Source organism: Candidatus Pantoea multigeneris (assembly GCF_011752615.1).
Classification (GTDB): domain Bacteria; phylum Pseudomonadota; class Gammaproteobacteria; order Enterobacterales; family Enterobacteriaceae; genus Pantoea; species Pantoea multigeneris.
In genome coordinates, this window is the sequence record NZ_VWXF01000007.1 from 1 (window position 1) to 17,686 (window position 17,686).

A 17,686-nucleotide genomic window follows, 5' to 3' on the forward strand; every position below is an offset into this window, starting at 1 on the left:
TGCCGCAGACGGTGGTGCAGTTCCGCTACGACGCGCTGGGACGCCGGACGGAGAAACAGGTGCACTACGTCAGCCGCAACCGGTCGTGGCATCCGGTGGTGCCGCTGCCGGCGTCTTACCGGGTGCGTTTCGTGTGGGACGGCCTGCGGATGGTGCAGGAGATACGCCGGGACGGGAGTACGACGTACGTTTACAGCGACACGGACAGCTACGTGCCGCTGGCCCGCATCGATACGCCGGACAGGGCGCGGGAGTACACGCGGATTTACTGGTATCACACCCGGCCGGACGGGACGCCGGAGCAGCTGAGCGACAGCAACGGGGAGGAGGTGTGGCGCATCGTAAACGACGCCTGGGGCCGGGTGGACACGGCGTGGGGCGAGATAAACTCGGCGGCGGTGCGGGAAGACAACCTGCGGATGCAGGGCCAGTACCTGGACCGTGAAACGGGGCTGCACTACAATCTGTTCCGGTACTACGACGCGGACAGCATGCACTTTATCAGCCCGGATCCAATCGGACTGGCGGGTGGTCTGAACCTGTATGCGTATGCGCCGGATCCGGTTAACTGGGCGGATCCGTGGGGTCTTTCTAAATGCCCAACAGTAACTTGTGGTCAAAATGGTGAAGTTCTGACAGCGAGAGCAACAGTTTCACCTGCAGATTTAAAAACTGGCACAGGAATTAATGCCAGTGCGCGAGCTGCAGCCAGAGCTATGGGCTTCCAGACAGATGATGCTGGGCATATTTTAGCTAAAGCTCTTGGTGGGCAAGGTGGGAAAAATAATGTATTCCCTCAGTTAGCCTCGATTAATCGTGGTGATTATAGAATGTTTGAAAAATCCGTGAGGGATTATATTGGACAGAAAGGAGCTGTTGACATTGAATGGACATTTAAATATGCAAATGGAGGGACGCGGCCAACAGGTATAAAATACGAAGTTTTCCAAAATGGTAAGAAAGTTCTTGGGCGTGTTTTTAATAACTAATGGTGTATATGATGAATGATATTAACGGAGCAAAAGAAACGCTAACCACCTTTATTTTTGAAATGAATAAATGGGAGGTGGAAAGCTATGGTCTTCTGGCCGAGGGTGGAACGGATGAGATTAAAAATAAAATAAAAATTGAGTTGGACTCTATATTTAATACATATTGTACCTTGAGAGACAGAAAGCAAGGTCGACAAGTATCTCTTTCATGTAGTGAGCCGCCGGAATATTCACTGGATGAAGAAATAACCAGCGCCGCGATTGCTAAAAATAAAGCAATTATTGAAACGCAGCAAAAAACTGGGTTCGAGAATGTTTTTAAATACACTCTTAATCATACAGCTTTAGGATGGCGGATAGATAAAAAGGAGCGGTTCAGTGAATTTGAAAGTAAGTGGGTTAAATATAATATTTGATAAGTTAATTAATCATTAAATTGTAACGTTATTATCAACGACGCCTGGGGCGAGCTGAACTCGGCGGCGGTGCGGGAATACAACCTGCGGATGCAGGGCCAGTACCTGGACCGGGAAACCGGGCTGCACTACAATCTGTTCCGGTACTACGACGCGGACAGCATGCACTTTATCAGCCCGGACCCAATCGGGCTGGCGGGTGGTCTGAACCTGTATGCGTATGCGCCAGATCCGGTTAACTGGGCGGATCCGTGGGGGGTGAGTAAGTGTAACTCTCCAAATGGGTATAAAGCGGGCGATGTAGATCCTCATGGAAATTTATCTCCCGGAGCTAATCGTGCGATGGGACATAAAAATAGTAAAGCAGATGGCTTTGTTCAAAGTCACCACCCTATACAGGATGCATGGGCTAAGAAAAGAATCAGTGGATATCAAAGAAATTCAGCGCCAGCAACGTTGTTAAAATCATCATCTGGAAGTCCTCACGCAATCATTAGTGCAGCCCAGCGAGCCAGAAGAGCTTCAACAGGAGAATGGGATACAACATTGAAGCAAGAATTTAATATAATTTATAAAGAAATGCTTGATGCAGGCGTTCCAGAAGCTCAGGCCCGGAAATCACTTATTGATGCATGTAAGTATTTTGATGGTGTCAGAGAGAGTAATCTTGGTAATTATTTCTTTGATATTTGGTTTTTCAAAAACAAAAGAGGTGGACTATGGTTGGTGTTAATGTCTTAAAAGAGATAGAGGGTTTAGAAGAAAAGTTGAATGTAAAACTCCCTTTTGTTTACAAGAGGTTTTTGTGCGAAGAGGTTAAAGATATTGATTCTTATGAAGTCGAAAGTAAGAAAGGTGATTTTATTTACATATTTAACTTCAAGGACCTTCTTGAAAGGAATGAAACGTATACTATTCAAGATGTTGAACCGGATTGTCTAATGATTGGCCAGGATGGGGATCTTGGTTATTTTATAAGGTTGGATAATGAGAGTGATAAAATTTACAGCTTAGATTTAGGCGCTTTAGGTAGTTTGGCAATGGATGAAGAGGCTAGTGATATATACGATTTAATAAAGTAGTCATTTTCATCTAATAAGGGTCGATTATTATTTGAGCTTGTCGACCTTTATGTTTTTTATTGTGTTTTTATTAATTTTTTTTGAGGTAATTCTACCAATTCACTGATAGTGTTTTGTGTTGAGGTGATATTCAATATCTTTATCATGAACTTCCATCAATTTTTTTAGTACGATTATGATAGAGCCACTGGAATGCAGCGCCATCTGAACGGGTAGAATGGGAACACCGCACACTACCTTGCACTCCCATCCTTCCGCACTCCGCGTTTTATCACATACCTGCATGGCCATTGTGGCCTGCTGTCGCCGGGACGGTGAACTCCACCGTTTTACTGTCGAGTGGCTTGTGGATGGCATTGGCCAGAATCAGCGTCACTTTATGCTTACCGGGCGTCAGTCCGACCAGAATAATCGGTTCGCCGCTGGTGTCAGCCCAGTGCCACGGATTGCCATCAACAATGACATGCAGATGGCCGATGCGTGGTGTCACTTTCAACGCATCTGGGCCAAATACCGGCTCAATGCGCAGGTTTTCGGTGCGGTACTGAATAAAAACGGCCCCTTTGCTTAACGGGCCGGGCAAAGGCGGATCGACAATCAGTTTAGCCGGAGGCTGAGGCTGTGCCAGTGGGGCAACCGCAGCGGGGCCGAGAACATCGGCGGCGCTTAACTGGCTGAGATCGGCTGACGATGCGGCGAAGGTGCTGAGAGAGAGCAAGCTGATGAGCAGGGATTTGTACATGGTCTGGCTCCAGAGAGGTTTGGGTCTGGGGCTATCTCATCAGCTTGATGTATCTGGTATTTGTCTGGCGGTCGCATTTTTGCATCATGCTGTATCTGCCAGCGGCAAGATACAGACAGGTACAAACCCTAGCGGACTGGCGGAGTAAACCAGGCGGATTTAAAGTCAAACCAGCCCAGGGTATTCATTCTTACGCCGCGCATACTGCGCTCTCCTTCCAGCCGCAACCAGTGGTGAAACAGTGGGTGCAGATAGTTATTTTCCACCAGCGTTTTGCTCCACTCTGCCAGGGGCAATTGTTGATGATGCCAGCGCGTCAGATCAGTTTCCCAATCGATGGGCAGGCAGTGGCGCAGCAGCGGCAGTTCATAAAGCTGGGCAAAGACGGAATATTCCAGCGGCAGGGTAAAGTTAACGCTGCCGAGCCAGATATCGCTTTCTGCTTCTCCCGCGTGCCACTCTTCATAACTGATTTCACGGACCTGAAGGCGGACACCATGCTGTGCTAACAGTGGGCGTAGCGCGTCAGCAATGCCCTGATGTTCAACATGATGGCTGTACCAGGTCAGCGTCAGGCTATCCAGCCCAACCGGCTTGCTGACCTCCGCCAGATCGCGCCGATGATGCCAGCGTGGCAGCAGTCCCCAGGCGGGGAACCAGTAACGTTGATAGCCAACACCAGCGTGGTTAAGCATTGAAACCGGGTTGAGCAGATAGCTAATCCAGCGGCGGATAGCCGGATCGCGCCCGACCAACGAACGCTGGTCGAACAGCAGAAAATAGCAGCCCTCTTCGAGCCGGCTCTCCTCTGATTTTTCACTCTGACTCGCCCCTTCCAACCTTACGCCGGAATAGACCAGCTCATCGCTGATTTCAGGCAGCACCCAAAAGCTCACGTCATCAATCAGCGCCCGGTAGCCAAAATAGTCGTCAAATGCCTGAATTTTCAGATGGCTGCGCTGGTTGCTGCTGATGCGATAGGGGCCTGTGCCAATCGGTTCACGGGCAAAATGGCGTTGATCCTGCCACTCTTGCGGCAAGATCATCGCACTGCTGCTGGCCAGCAACCAGGGGAGCCAGGCATCGGGTTCGCTCAGCGTGATATCCAGCGTCCAGGCGGCGGGTGAGTGGATGTGACGAATATGCTGAAACAGCGGCTGCGCCTGAGCACGCGTCAGGCTGCTGATAACATCGGTCATGTCCAGTTCGCGACCATGGTGAAAACGGATCGCCGGGCGTAAATAAAAGCGCCATTCCAGCGGCGAAAGTTGCTGCCAGTGATGGGCAATATCTGGCTCAATTTCCCCCTTTTCCTCATTTACCTGGGTCAGTGTGCTGAAGATTTGCCGCGCCAGATGGGTTTCAGACCGGCGCAGCGGGGAACCCGGTAACAGGTTGAGCATCGGGCGATAGTAAAGAATGCGCAGAATATGTTTGCCCTGGCGAAAGCTGCGGCCAAGGTGGGCCGCAATCATTTGTCGCACCTGCTCTTTATCGCCAACCAGTTTGACCAGCTGATCGATGCGATCCTGCTCCAGCAGATCTTCCGCTCTCTGGTTCTGCAACGCCAGCCCGGTGTAATGGAAGCTCAGTAGCGAACGTTTACCGCGACCCGCTTCGGCTTGCCAGGTGAGCCAGCCCGCTTGCTGCATGCTGTTGAGCAGATTACGCATATGGCGGCGCGAACAGTGCAACAACAGGGCTAAATCGCTGAGTGTGGTTTCCTGAGCTTGTCCATTGCAGCTTTGCCACAGGCGAATAAATTGCTGCTTCAGGCGTGACGAAGGCATAAAAGAGGAACTCCATGTAAATAATTCTCAGTTTTATTTACCCTATATCTGCGGCGCACTCAACGCCACCCGCAGTGTGGGTATTCCGTAAGATGCCCGTCTGGTGCATTTTTCTAGTGTCAATGGTTTCTCAATGCGGGCTTTTTGATTACCCTGAGAAACCCCTATCGGCGGGTTCATGTTTTCCATTTAAGGGACTATTCATGCGTGTGTTACGCGGTATCAATCCGCTCTATCTTGCCTTTATGTTGGTATCTTTCGTCAGCGGCGTGGCCGGGGCTTTACAGGCACCGACGCTGAGTCTGTATTTAACGCGTGAAGTCGCGGTTCCCCCCTTCTGGGTCGGCCTGTTTTTTACCGTTAGCGCGGTGGCGGGCATTGTCGTCAGCATGTTGGTGGCAAAGCGTTCTGACAGCATGAAAGACCGACGCAAGCTAATTTTGTTTTGCTGCGCGATGGCGGTCGCCAATGCGCTGGTGTTTGCGTTTTCACGTCACTACCTGACCCTAATTACCCTCGGCGTGTTGCTCACTTCTTTGGCGAGTGTGGCGATGCCGCAGATTTTTGCTTTGGCGCGCGAGTACTCTGACCGTGAAGCCAAAGAGGCGGTGATGTTCAGTTCCGTAATGCGTGCACAGCTGTCGCTTGCATGGGTTATTGGGCCGCCGCTCTCCTTTATGCTGGCACTGAATTATGGCTTTGTGACGCTTTATTTGGTGGTGGGCGTGATGTTCTTGATCACCATGTTGCTGGTCGGATTCACGCTCCCTTCGATTACGCGTGAACCGGGGCTGATGCAAAGCGGCGGGATGCCCGTTAGCGGCTGGCGCAACCGTGATGTGCGTTTACTGTTTATTGCTTCGGTGATTATGTGGACCTGCAACACCATGTATATCATTGATATGCCCCTGTATATCAGCTCAACGCTGCAACTGCCGGAGAAGCTGGCAGGCGTGTTGATGGGACTGGCTGCGGGCCTGGAAATTCCGGTGATGCTGTTGGCGGGGTACCTGGCAAAGCGTATCGGCAAACGCAATCTGGTGCTGATTGCATTGGCGGCGGCGGTGCTGTTCTACATCGGCATGGTGTCATTGACGTCACGTAACGCACTGCTCTATTTGCAGCTGTTTAATGCGGTGTTTATCGGCATTATTGCCGGGATTGGGATGCTGTGGTTTCAGGATCTTATGCCGGGTCGGCCTGGTGCGGCGACCACCATGTTCACTAACTCTATCTCCACCGGGATGATTTTAGCCGGGGTAATTCAGGGCGTGTTGAGCGAACAGTACGGCCATGTTTCGGTGTACTGGTTAGCGCTAGTGATGGCGATAGTGGCATTTGCGCTTTCGACGCGTGTGCGCAACGCGTAACGGATGTTGCGATGATTCTCTCCCTCGGATAAGGGAGAGAATCAGATGACTCAGCGGAAAAATGCGGGCTGATGTTGCTCGTATTGGGCAATAGCCTCTTCGTGCTGCAAGGTCAGGCCGATGCTGTCCAGCCCGTTTAACATGCAGTGGCGATGGAAGCTGTTAATCTCAAACGGATAGGTCTTATCCCCGGCAATGATCGCCTGAGCTTCGAGATCAACCGTAAAACTCACGCCGGGTTCAGCGGCGGCAAGTTTAAACAACTCATCCACCTGGTCTTCACTCAAACGCACGGGTAGCAGTTGGTTATTGAAACTGTTGTTATAGAAGATGTCGCCAAAGCTCGGGGCAATGACGGTATGGAAACCGTAATCGGTCAGTGCCCAGGGTGCATGTTCGCGCGAGGAGCCACAACCAAAGTTTTCCCGCGCCAGTAAAATGCTGGCACCTTTATAGACCGGCAGATTCAGAATAAAGCTCTCGGTCGAAATGGTGCCTGCGTCATCTTCATACCGCCAGTCGTGAAACAGATGGGTACCAAAGCCGGTGCGTGTCACCTTTTGCAGAAACTGCTTCGGCAGAATCGCATCGGTATCGACGTTGGCTGCATCTAACGGCAGTACTTTGCCGGTCTGACGGACAAATTTGTTAGCCATGGTTTACGCTCCTGTCGTCAAATCACGGATGTCAGCAAAGTGACCCGTGACAGCTGCGGCTGCGGCCATTGCCGGGCTGACCAGATGCGTACGGCCCCCGCGCCCCTGACGTCCTTCAAAATTGCGGTTACTGGTAGAAGCGCAACGCTCGCCAGGTTGCAGGCGGTCGTTATTCATCGCCAGGCACATTGAACAGCCAGGCAAACGCCACTCGAAACCGGCATCGAGGAAAATTTTATCCAGGCCTTCGGCTTCCGCCTGCGCTTTTACCGGACCTGAACCCGGCACCACCATAGCAACGACGCCTGGTGCGACTTTACGCCCTTTCGCCACCGCAGCGGCAGCACGTAAATCTTCAATGCGCGAGTTAGTACAGGAACCGATAAAGACTTTATCAATGCTCACTTCGGTCATACGGATGCCGGGATGCAAATCCATATAAGCCAGCGCTTTCTCTGCTGAGGCACGCTCAATCGGATCGGTAAATGAAGCCGGATCGGGAATCGGTTGATCAACGCCCATCACCTGGCCGGGGTTGGTTCCCCATGTTACCTGCGGCGCAATGTCGGCTGCGTTCAGCGTCACGACCGTATCGAATACCGCATCGGGATCGGAACGCAGCGTACGCCAGTATGCGACGGCCTGCTCCCATTTCTCACCCTGTGGCGCGAACTGACGACCTTTCAGGTAGGCGAAGGTGGTGTCATCCGGTGCAATCAAACCGGCTTTGGCACCCAGCTCAATGGCCATGTTACACACGGTCATACGGCCTTCCATACTCAGCGCTTCAATCACCGGACCACAGAATTCGACTACGTGGCCAGTACCGCCTGCCGCAGTGGTTTTGCCGACAATCGCCAGTACGATATCCTTCGCGGTAATGCCAGGTGCGGCGGTACCTGTGACTTCGATTTTCATCGATTTAGCACGTGTCTGCTTCAGCGTTTGCGTGGCTAATACGTGTTCAACTTCGGAAGTCCCGATGCCAAACGCCAGCGCACCAAAGGCACCGTGGGTCGCAGTGTGTGAATCACCACAGACAATCGTCATGCCGGGCAGGGACAAACCTTGCTCTGGCCCCATCACGTGCACAATGCCTTGATAAGGGTGGTTCAGGTCATACAGCTCGACCCCAAAAGCGGCGCAGTTTTTGATCAGCTCTTGCATCTGAATTCGCGCCATATCACCGGATGCGTTGATATCGCGCGTTTGGGTCGAGACGTTGTGGTCCATGGTCGCAAACGTTTTTGACGGTTGGCGGACCGGACGTCCCTGCGCCCGCAAGCCATCAAAGGCCTGCGGGGACGTTACCTCATGGACCAGGTGGCGATCGATGTACAGCAGTGGTGTTTCTTCTGGAGCTTCGAAAACGACATGTGCATCAAATAACTTCTGGTATAAGGTCTTCATTATTTTATTTTTCCTCAGTGATGAAACGGGCAATGATGCTGCCCATTTCATCGGTACTCACTGCCGGGCCGTTGCCTGCTAAATCGCGGGTGCGGTGACCAGCTTCCAGTGCCTGAGTAATCGCGTGTTCGATGCTATCAGCAGCGGCATCGGCATTCAGGCTGTAACGCAACAGCAGGGCCAGCGAGCGGATCTGGGCAATCGGGTTGGCAATGTTCTGTCCCGCGATATCCGGTGCAGAACCGCCGGCCGGTTCATACAGGCCAAAGCCCTCTTCATTCAGGCTGGCTGATGGCAGCAAGCCCATTGAGCCGGTGATCATCGCGCACTCATCAGAGAGAATGTCACCAAACAGGTTAGAGCACAGCACCACATCAAACTGAGACGGGTCTTTAATAAACTGCATCGTAGCGTTATCGATGTACATATGGCTCAGCTGCACATCAGGATACTCTTGCGCAATTTCCGTCACGATCTGACGCCATAAAATCGAGGTTTGCAGCACATTCGCTTTATCGATAGAGGTTACAATGCCACGGCGTTTGCGGGCAGATTCAAAAGCGATGCGCGCGATGCGTTCAATCTCAAAACGGTGATACACCTCGGTGTCGAAAGCACGCTCGTGTGGGCCGCTGCCTTCACGGCCTTTTGGCTGACCGAAGTAAATACCGCCAGTGAGCTCACGTACCACCAGAATGTCAAAACCACGCGCTGAAATATCGCTGCGCAGCGGTGAGAAAGATTCCAGACCTTTGTATAAAGAGGCTGGACGCAAGTTGCTGAACAGTTTGAAGTGCTTGCGCAGGGGCAGCAGAGCACCACGCTCTGGCTGCTGATCTGCTGGCAGGTGTTCCCACTTCGGGCCACCTACTGAACCGAAGAGAATCGCGTCTGCTTGTTCGCAACCGCTGACGGTTGCTGCTGGCAACGGTTCACCATGACGATCAATGGCGATGCCGCCCGCATCATATTCGCTGGTAGTGATACGCAGGCCAAAGCGTTGACGAATAGCGTCCAGTACTTTGTGCGCCTGCGCCATAACTTCCGGGCCAATGCCGTCACCTGGAACGACCGCGATATGGAATGACTCAGACATGATTACACCGTTTCCTTTTTGTCAGCGTTAGATTTGCGTTGCAGTTCAATCTCAACTTGTTTTGCACGCCAGATGTTGTTCAGGGCGTTGACCATCGCTTTCGCGGAGGACTCGACGATATCCGTCGCCAGACCTACACCGTGGAATTTACGGTTGTTGTAACCGACGACGATGTCCACCTGGCCCAGCGCATTTTCGCCGTGACCTTTGGCCGTGAGTTTGTAGTTCACCAGCTCGGCATCAAAACCAGTGATGCGGTTGATGGCCTGATAAACTGCATCGACCGGGCCGTTGCCGGTGGCCGCTTCAGATTTTGCTTCTTCACCGCAGCCCAAATTGACGGACGCAGTGGCAGTGATGCTGGAACCCGACTGGACGTTGAATTCGTTCAGCTCGAAGTACTCTGGCTCTTCGTTCTGCTTGTTGATAAAGGCCAATGCTTCCAGGTCATAGTCAAAGACCTGACCTTTCTTATCGGCCAGTTTCAGGAAGGCGTCATACAGCGCGTCCATGCTGTATTCCGTCTCTTTGTAACCCATCTCTTCCATGCGGTGTTTCACGGCGGCACGGCCAGAACGGGAGGTCAGATTCAGCTGGATTTTGTGCAGGCCAATCGATTCTGGCGTCAGGATCTCGTAGTTCTCGCGGTTCTTCAGAACGCCATCCTGGTGAATACCGGAAGAGTGTGCGAAGGCACCAGAGCCGACAATCGCCTTGTTAGCCGGGATAGGCATGTTGCAAATCTGGCTGACCAACTGGCTGGTGCGATAGATTTCCTGATGCTTGATGTTGGTATGCAGGTTGATGATCTGCTGGCGGGTTTTGATCGCCATGATCACTTCTTCCAGCGCACAGTTACCGGCACGTTCACCCAGGCCGTTGATGGTGCCTTCGACCTGGCGAGCACCTGCTAAAACACCCGCCAGCGCATTGCCGGTCGCCATGCCGAGGTCATCATGGGTGTGTACGGACAAAATCGCTTTATCGATATTCGGTACGCGGTTCAGTAACTGGGTGAAGATGTTGGCGTATTCGGCTGGCAGGTTATAACCCACGGTGTCCGGGATGTTGATGGTGGTAGCACCGGCATTGATGGCCGCTTCCACGACGCGACACAAGTCATCAATCGGGGTACGACCACCGTCTTCACAGGAGAATTCCACGTCATTGGTATAATTACGTGCACGCTTGATTGAGGCACAAGCGCGGTCAATCACGTCTGGCAGGGTGCTGCGCAGCTTAGTGGCAATGTGGCCCGGTGAAGTGGCGAGGAAAGTGTGAATACGGAACGCTTCAGCGACGCGCAGCGCTTCATATGCTGCATCAATATCTTTGTCCACACAGCGTGCCAGAGCCGCAACGCGACTGTTCTTCACGCTGCGAGCGATGGTCTGAACCGACTCAAAATCGCCAGGCGATGAGATAGGGAAGCCCACTTCCATCACATCCACGCCCATGCGCTCAAGCGCCAGTGCAATTTGCAGTTTTTCTTTGACACTCAGGCTGGCCTGTAAAGCCTGTTCGCCATCGCGCAGAGTGGTATCGAAAATAATGACTTGCTGGCTCATGGTAATCTTCCTTATGCGTTAACTTCACCGTGCAACGAGCATAAAAAAACCCGCGCAAGGCGCGGGTTTCTTAACTTCAGCAGGTCCGAATCAGTGTTTAATTCCGCCCACAAGTCTACCGCGCAAACTAAGTGCGTTTAGTAGTAGAACTAGTAGACGAAATGAATGGAACATTGATTCGGGCCTCGTAAATTTTGTGCTGCCTATATTGGTACTGCAAACGCAGAGTGAAGTCAACCTAAAAACCAGGGTTAATTGTTTTGGCTCACAAGGAAAAAATCCTGTGTTTACCGTGCGGTACAGAGTTATGAAAAGGGGACTAACACGCGTTCAGGAACAGGAAGGAATCACAGCGATAAGTTTATCTTATGTATATGATAATTAAGTTTTTTATAGAGTATGGCTGAGTGGCTGACGCAAGGGTAATTCCCGTGATGATAGAATAATCTCACGCCATTGAATGATTTATCAGAATAATAACTTAAGAAATTAATCGTTTGGTAACATTGTAGTCTGAGCCTCTTCCCGATAACTTTTTGCTAATTCTTATATCACGCTAAAAATAAAATTTTTGGCAGCATTTTATTCTGTGAATATCACTCGTCATTAGTTTAATCCGCGCTCTGTTAGTCAGGGGCGTAGTGGCTTTAAAAGTGATGTTACGCCAGGCCGCGGGTTTGCCGTTTGCCTGCTGAGTTTTCTACGGTTATGGTAATTAACCAGATCTGAAAAGATGGTCTTAGCGTAAAAATTCCCTTTATCCAGGTGGCGGAAACGATTTCTGCCACTTGAGCATAGGCATAAGTTGTTGATCTGAATTGGCGAAATAAGGTGCAACCCGTTGTCGTACGCTGGAGCAGCGTATGAAGTGGACTGCGCCTTTAAGCCGGGAGGCAAAAAATGGAGATGTTGTCAGGAGCCGAAATGCTCATCCGGTCGTTAATCGACCAGGGCGTGAAACAGGTATTCGGTTATCCCGGCGGAGCGGTGTTAGATATCTACGACGCTCTGCAAACGGTAGGTGGTATTGACCATATTTTAGTCCGTCACGAGCAAGGCGCCGTACACATGGCGGATGGCTATGCACGCGCAACCGGTGAAGTGGGCGTGGTGTTGGTTACCTCAGGACCGGGTGCAACCAATGCGGTAACCGGTATTGCCACTGCCTACATGGACTCAATTCCGATGGTTGTATTGTCGGGCCAGGTGCCTTCGTCCCTGATTGGCTACGATGCCTTCCAGGAGTGCGATATGGTCGGGATCTCCCGCCCGGTGGTCAAACACAGCTTCCTGGTGAAAAGCACCGAAGAGATCCCTACGGTACTGAAAAAAGCCTTCTGGCTGGCTTCTACTGGCCGTCCTGGCCCAGTGGTCATTGACCTGCCGAAAGACATTCTGAACCCCGCCAACAAATTGCCTTACGCCTGGCCGGAAACTGTCAGCATGCGTTCCTACAACCCTACGGTGCAGGGGCATAAAGGGCAGATTAAGCGCGCATTACAAACGCTGCTCGCCGCACATAAACCGGTGATCTATGCCGGTGGCGGGGCAATTACTTCGGCTTGCGAAGCAGAGCTGTTACAGCTGGCAGAAACCCTGAATATTCCGGTCACAACCTCGTTGATGGGCCTGGGTGTTTTCCCTGGCACACACCGTCAGTGTGTCGGCATGTTAGGGATGCACGGCACCTACGAAGCCAACATGACGATGCACAATGCCGACGTGATCTTCGGTATTGGCGTCCGTTTTGATGATCGTACGACGAATAACCTTGCCAAGTACTGCCCGAATGCGACCATTCTGCATATTGATATCGATCCGACGTCAATTTCGAAAACCGTCTCAGCAGATGTGCCGATCGTCGGCGATGCAAAGCAGGTACTGGAGCAGATGCTGGAACTGCTGGCGCAAAGCGATACCAAACAACAGTTAGATAGCCTGCGTGACTGGTGGCTGAGCATTGAAGGCTGGCGTAGTCGTCAGTGCCTTGAATTTGATCGCACCAGCGATCAGATCAAACCTCAGGCGGTGATTGAAACCCTGTGTCGCCTGACCAAGGGCGATGCCTATGTCACTTCCGATGTTGGCCAACATCAGATGTTTGCCGCCCTGTATTACCAGTTCGACAAACCACGTCGCTGGATCAACTCCGGCGGCCTCGGCACCATGGGCTTTGGCCTGCCCGCGGCTTTGGGGGTCAAACTGGCGCTGCCAGAAGCTACCGTGGTCTGCGTGACCGGTGACGGCAGTATCCAGATGAACATCCAGGAACTGTCGACAGCGCTGCAATATGGCTTGCCGGTACTGGTACTGAGCCTGAACAACCGCGTGTTGGGCATGGTGAAGCAGTGGCAGGATATGATTTACTCCGGCCGCCATTCGCAATCTTACATGGAGTCCCTGCCGGACTTTGTACGGCTGGCAGAAGCGTATGGCCATGTCGGGATCGCGATTCAGCACCCTTCAGAACTGGAAGCGAAGCTGGCTCAGGCACTGGAGACAGTGGCACAAGGCCGCCTGGTGTTTGTTGACGTTACCGTCGATGGCAGTGAGCACGTCTACCCGATGCATATTCGCGGTGGCGGTATGGATGAGATGTGGCTGAGCAAAACGGAGAGGACCTGATTATGCGGCGTATTTTATCAGTTCTGCTGGAGAATGAATCTGGCGCATTATCCCGCGTGGTTGGTTTGTTCTCCCAGCGTGGCTACAACATTGAGAGCCTGACTGTGGCACCAACGGATGACCCAACGCTGTCCCGGATGACCATCCAGACGGTGGGTGATGAGAAAGTGCTGGAGCAGATCGAGAAGCAGCTGCATAAGCTGGTTGATGTACTGCGCGTGACCGAACTGGGGCAGGGCGCCTACGTCGAGCGTGAAATCATGCTGGTGAAGCTGCAAGCCAGTGGCTATGGCCGTGAAGAGGTGAAGCGCAGCGCTGAAATCTTCCGTGGTCAAATCATTGATGTCACGCCTACGCTTTACACGGTTCAGCTGGCAGGGAGCAGCGATAAGCTCGATGCATTCCTCAACACGGTACGCGAAGTCGCAGAAATCGTTGAAGTCGCACGTTCGGGAGTAGTTGGCGTGTCACGCGGCGACCGCATCATGCGCTGACAGATCTACTGTTTAAGCAGAGAATCACATCCTAACCCGGCGAATTGCCGGGTTTTTTCTTTTCCTCGCGCCAACTCACGGCATGAACAAAAGCGGTTGCTACGCGCCGTTTTCTGCTGTTAGATGTAACAAATGTAGAATTCCCTGGACCTGGCGCGGCTATTATTGCCCCAAACGGTTCAGCGTGCCTGTGGAGTTACCGTGAAACTGGATGAAATCGCGCGTCTGGCGGGTGTGTCACGCACAACGGCCAGCTATGTCATTAATGGCAAAGCGCGGCAGTATCGTGTCAGCGAAAAAACCGTCGAGAAAGTCATGGCGGTAGTGAGAGAACATAATTACCACCCTAATGCGGTGGCTGCGGGTTTACGCGCAGGCCGCACGCGATCGATCGGCTTAGTGATCCCCGACCTGGAAAACACCAGCTATACGCGTATTGCTAATTATCTTGAGCGTCAGGCGCGTCAGCGTGGCTATCAGTTGCTGATCGCCTGCTCGGAAGATCAGCCAGATAATGAAATGCGCTGTGTCGAACACCTGCTACAGCGTCAGGTTGATGCGATCATCGTCTCGACCTCGTTACCCCCGGAGCACCCGTTCTATCAGCGCTGGATTCATGACCCGTTGCCAATAGTTGCGCTGGATCGTGCGTTGGATCGCGAGCACTTCACCAGTGTGGTGGGGGCCGATCAAGACGATGCGTTTGCTTTGGCGAATGAACTGCGCCAGCAGCCGGTGAAAGATGTCTTATTCCTCGGTGCATTGCCGGAGCTTTCCGTCAGTTTCCTGCGTGAAATGGGCTTCCGTGATGCCTGGAAAGAGGATGAAAGGCCAATCAGCTACCTTTACTGCGACAGTTTTGAGCGTAGCGCAGCCGCAGCACGGTTTGAAGAGTACCTTGAAACCCATCCGATGCCGGAAGCGCTGTTCACCACCTCGTTCGGTTTACTTCAAGGGGTAATGGATATTGCGCTGAAGCGCGAAGGGCGTCTGCCAAAAGACCTGGCGATTGCCACTTTCGGCGACCATGAGCTGCTGGATTTCCTCGAATGCCCGGTGCTGGCGGTAGGGCAGCGTCATCGCGATGTTGCTGAACGCGTTTTGGAGTTGGTATTGGCTTCTCTGGATGAACCCAAAAAACCGAAACCGGGATTAACGCGTATTCGACGTAATTTATTCCGCCGCGGTCAACTAGGTCGGAAATCCAAATGAACCACAGGGTGTAAAATTAGCGCCTGTTAAAACTTATCGCTTATGAGATAAAAAAAATTGTTTCATAAGCGGTAAAAAAACGTAAATCTGCTACGCATCAACTGACAAATTAAAAAGCCCACTAAATTTCATCCGCTTAGAACACCCACTTCACCGTTTTCCCCGTGGCAACGGGTTCTGCTGGGCAAAGATTAGGAAATCCCCTAAAATGCCGCCGCCGTCGCAGAAATTGTGATAGCTGATTTTCTCGCCTCGCTGCGTTAATTTTCGCCATTTTTTGGTCGTAGAGAATTTTTATTCCATTATTCATCAGGTTAATTTTATAGAAATCGTCTTCTTCTGATTCATTCCCCTTAAATGGACCTTTTGTCTTAACGGAAATAGTGATTTTCTCCTGTCGTTGCGGCTTGACAATGATTTCATCGGCTCCGTAAACTCTTTTAGTGGTAAAAAGTGGGATAAAGTGGTGAAAAAGGGCGGCTGAGGAGAGGACTGGCATGTTCCGAGGTGCGACATTAGTCAATCTCGACGGCAAAGGGCGACTGGCGGTTCCAACACGCTATCGCGAATTGCTGATCGCTGAGTCTCAAGGTCAGATGGTTTGCACTATCGACCTTCACCAGCCATGTCTGCTGCTTTACACGCTTCCTGAATGGGAAGTTATTGAAAAAAAGTTGTCCCGCTTATCCAGCATGAACCCCGCAGAGCGTCGAGTACAACGCTTACTGCTCGGACATGCCAGTGAGTGCCAGATGGACAACGCAGGCCGTCTGTTATTAGCCAACACGCTAAGACAGCATGCAAGCCTGACAAAAGAAGTGATGCTGGTTGGGCAGTTCAATAAGTTTGAGCTGTGGGATGAACAGACCTGGTATCAACAAGTCAGGGATGATATTGACGCAGAACACGCTGCTCAGGAGCCTTTATCTGAGCGCTTGCAGGATTTGTCGCTATAGCTATGCAGGAAAATTTCAAACACACCACCGTGCTGTTAGATGAAGCCGTAAATGGCCTCAATATCAGGGAAGACGGTATTTATATTGACGGCACTTTTGGCCGTGGCGGGCATTCGCGCCTGATTCTTTCGCAGTTGGGTGCCGCCGGGCAACTGATCGCCATCGATCGCGATCCCCAGGCGATTGCCGCAGCGGCTAAAATTCAGGATGCGCGGTTTTCCATTATTCATGGTCCGTTTTCTGCCTTGGCGGAGTACGTCGAAGAGCGCGGACTGACCGGCAAAATTGACGGTATTTTGCTGGACCTTGGTGTTTCATCGCCGCAGTTGGATGATGCAGAGCGCGGGTTCTCATTCATGCGCGATGGACCGTTGGACATGCGCATGGACCCAACGCGCGGACACTCCGCAGCAGAATGGTTACAGCATGCAGAAGAAGCGGATATCGCTTTTGTCCTGAAGGCCTACGGCGAAGAGCGTTTTGCTAAGCGCATCGCCAGAGCCATTGTTGAGCGTAACCGTCTGGACCCAATGACGCGTACCAAAGAGTTGGCGGACGTCATTGCAGCGGCAACGCCGGTAAAAGATAAGTTCAAGCATCCGGCAACCCGCAGTTTCCAGGCGATCAGAATCTGGATCAACAGTGAACTGGAAGAGATCGAAACCGCCCTGAAAGGCTCGCTGGCAGCGCTGGCACCCCGTGGCCGGTTATCCATCATCAGCTTCCACTCACTGGAAGACCGCCTGGTGAAGCGCTTTATGCGTGACCAGAGCCGGGGTGTTCAGGTTCCACACGGTATTCCGATGACGGAAGCACAGCTCAAAGCGCTGGGCGGCCGGGAGTTAAAAAGTTTAGGTAAGCTGGTGCCGGGGGAAATCGAAGTGGCCGATAACCCGCGTGCACGTAGTTCAGTGTTACGTATTGCGGAGAGAACGGACGCATGATCGGAAATGAGCGGCATAGCCTGCCCGGTGTGATTGGCGGAGATTTACTGCGCTTCGGCAAAATCCCGGTGCTGTTACTGCTGGCCGTTCTGGTTTCGGCGATCATGGTCGTTACTACGACGCATAAAACCCGTCTGCTCACCGCACAGCGCGAGCAGTTGGTGTTGGAGCGTGATTCACTGGACATTGAATGGCGTAACCTGATTCTCGAAGAGAATGCGTTAGGCGATCACAGTAGGGTCGAGCGTATAGCAACGGATAAATTGCATATGCAGCACGTCGATCCTTCACAGGAACACATAGTGGTACAGCAATAAGGAATTCCGTAACGCA

The 17,686-nt window shown here is 52.0% G+C and carries 19 protein-coding genes; 11 read left to right on the forward strand and 8 right to left on the reverse strand.

Translation table 11 applies throughout. The features are described from left to right. The first annotated feature begins 149 nt into the window (after window positions 1-149). From F3J40_RS24940 to F3J40_RS16080, 4 genes are read left to right on the forward strand one after another with little or no spacing between them, the layout of a single operon-like run. Window positions 150-989 carry an RHS repeat-associated core domain-containing protein gene (locus F3J40_RS24940; protein ID WP_167016530.1) on the forward strand — a complete coding sequence of 280 codons (840 nt, stop codon included), beginning with the start codon at window positions 150-152 and terminating at the stop codon, window positions 987-989. A gap of 8 nt (window positions 990-997) precedes the next feature. After that, a complete protein-coding gene (locus F3J40_RS16070) occupies window positions 998-1,408 on the forward strand; it encodes an NTF2 fold immunity protein (RefSeq protein WP_167016199.1) in 411 nt (136 codons plus the stop codon). 33 nt (window positions 1,409-1,441) lie between these two features. Beyond that, complete coding sequence (locus tag F3J40_RS16075) at window positions 1,442-2,149, forward strand: RHS repeat-associated core domain-containing protein (protein WP_370659867.1); 708 nt, start codon at window positions 1,442-1,444, stop codon at window positions 2,147-2,149. Beyond that, on the forward strand, window positions 2,128-2,490 hold the full coding sequence (locus tag F3J40_RS16080) for an SMI1/KNR4 family protein (RefSeq protein WP_167016203.1): 363 nt from the start codon (window positions 2,128-2,130) through the stop codon (window positions 2,488-2,490). Before F3J40_RS16075 ends, F3J40_RS16080 begins: the two co-directional genes overlap by 22 nt. A 271-nt stretch (window positions 2,491-2,761) precedes the next feature. On the opposite strand, the gene F3J40_RS16085 is transcribed toward F3J40_RS16080, so the two are convergent. Further along, window positions 2,762-3,232 carry a DUF6130 family protein gene (locus tag F3J40_RS16085; RefSeq protein ID WP_167016205.1) on the reverse strand — a complete coding sequence of 157 codons (471 nt, stop codon included), beginning with the start codon at window positions 3,230-3,232 and terminating at the stop codon, window positions 2,762-2,764. Between the two features lie 128 nt (window positions 3,233-3,360). Then, window positions 3,361-5,022 carry an HTH-type transcriptional regulator SgrR gene (gene sgrR / locus F3J40_RS16090; protein WP_167016207.1) on the reverse strand — a complete coding sequence of 554 codons (1,662 nt, stop codon included), beginning with the start codon at window positions 5,020-5,022 and terminating at the stop codon, window positions 3,361-3,363. A gap of 203 nt (window positions 5,023-5,225) precedes the next feature. Between sgrR and F3J40_RS16095 the strand changes: the two genes are divergently transcribed. Beyond that, window positions 5,226-6,392, forward strand: coding sequence for an MFS transporter (locus F3J40_RS16095; protein WP_167016210.1), 1,167 nt, complete (start codon window positions 5,226-5,228; stop codon window positions 6,390-6,392). A 50-nt stretch (window positions 6,393-6,442) separates the two neighbouring features. On the opposite strand, the gene leuD is transcribed toward F3J40_RS16095, so the two are convergent. From leuD to leuL, 5 genes are all read right to left on the reverse strand, one after another. Then, entirely contained in the window at window positions 6,443-7,048 is a 606-nt protein-coding gene (leuD, locus tag F3J40_RS16100; RefSeq protein WP_167016212.1) for a 3-isopropylmalate dehydratase small subunit, read from the reverse strand. A gap of 3 nt (window positions 7,049-7,051) precedes the next feature. Beyond that, entirely contained in the window at window positions 7,052-8,458 is a 1,407-nt protein-coding gene (gene leuC / locus F3J40_RS16105) for a 3-isopropylmalate dehydratase large subunit (protein ID WP_167016214.1), read from the reverse strand. Window positions 8,459-8,462: 4 nt separating this feature from the next. Continuing rightward, window positions 8,463-9,554, reverse strand: a complete 1,092-nt coding sequence (leuB, locus tag F3J40_RS16110) for a 3-isopropylmalate dehydrogenase (protein ID WP_167016216.1) — start codon at window positions 9,552-9,554, stop codon at window positions 8,463-8,465. A 2-nt stretch (window positions 9,555-9,556) separates the two neighbouring features. Further along, on the reverse strand, window positions 9,557-11,122 hold the full coding sequence (gene leuA, locus F3J40_RS16115; protein ID WP_167016218.1) for a 2-isopropylmalate synthase: 1,566 nt from the start codon (window positions 11,120-11,122) through the stop codon (window positions 9,557-9,559). Window positions 11,123-11,212: 90 nt separating this feature from the next. Beyond that, window positions 11,213-11,296, reverse strand: coding sequence for a leu operon leader peptide (gene leuL, locus F3J40_RS25225; protein WP_369410951.1), 84 nt, complete (start codon window positions 11,294-11,296; stop codon window positions 11,213-11,215). Between the two features lie 726 nt (window positions 11,297-12,022). On the opposite strand from leuL, the gene ilvI reads away from it, so the two are divergent. The 3 genes from ilvI (at window position 12,023) to cra (ending at window position 15,453) form a co-directional block, all read left to right on the forward strand. Further along, the gene (gene ilvI, locus F3J40_RS16125; RefSeq protein WP_026042690.1) at window positions 12,023-13,747 is read left to right on the forward strand and encodes an acetolactate synthase 3 large subunit; all 1,725 of its coding nucleotides are present in this window, start codon (window positions 12,023-12,025) and stop codon (window positions 13,745-13,747) included. A gap of 2 nt (window positions 13,748-13,749) precedes the next feature. Then, window positions 13,750-14,241 (forward strand): acetolactate synthase small subunit, encoded by a 492-nt coding sequence (gene ilvN, locus F3J40_RS16130; RefSeq protein ID WP_026042689.1) that lies wholly within the window; start codon window positions 13,750-13,752, stop codon window positions 14,239-14,241. 201 nt (window positions 14,242-14,442) lie between these two features. After that, window positions 14,443-15,453, forward strand: coding sequence for a catabolite repressor/activator (cra, locus tag F3J40_RS16135; protein WP_017348334.1), 1,011 nt, complete (start codon window positions 14,443-14,445; stop codon window positions 15,451-15,453). 136 nt (window positions 15,454-15,589) lie between these two features. Here cra and F3J40_RS16140 read toward each other — a convergent pair whose 3' ends face one another. Beyond that, window positions 15,590-15,952: a hypothetical protein gene (locus F3J40_RS16140; protein WP_167016223.1), complete on the reverse strand. Its 363-nt coding sequence runs from the start codon at window positions 15,950-15,952 to the stop codon at window positions 15,590-15,592. Between F3J40_RS16140 and mraZ the strand changes: the two genes are divergently transcribed. Genes mraZ through ftsL form a run of 3 tightly spaced genes read left to right on the forward strand, consistent with a single transcriptional unit; the run spans window position 15,951 to window position 17,670 of the window. Then, on the forward strand, window positions 15,951-16,409 hold the full coding sequence (mraZ, locus tag F3J40_RS16145; protein WP_167016224.1) for a division/cell wall cluster transcriptional repressor MraZ: 459 nt from the start codon (window positions 15,951-15,953) through the stop codon (window positions 16,407-16,409). The two genes, F3J40_RS16140 and mraZ, sit on opposite strands and share 2 nt — an antisense overlap. 2 nt (window positions 16,410-16,411) lie before the next feature. Beyond that, window positions 16,412-17,353 (forward strand): 16S rRNA (cytosine(1402)-N(4))-methyltransferase RsmH, encoded by a 942-nt coding sequence (gene rsmH, locus F3J40_RS16150; RefSeq protein ID WP_167016226.1) that lies wholly within the window; start codon window positions 16,412-16,414, stop codon window positions 17,351-17,353. Beyond that, window positions 17,350-17,670, forward strand: a complete 321-nt coding sequence (ftsL, locus tag F3J40_RS16155) for a cell division protein FtsL (RefSeq protein WP_017348330.1) — start codon at window positions 17,350-17,352, stop codon at window positions 17,668-17,670. The genes rsmH and ftsL overlap by 4 nt, the downstream gene beginning before the upstream one ends. The last annotated feature ends 16 nt before the right edge of the window (window positions 17,671-17,686 follow it).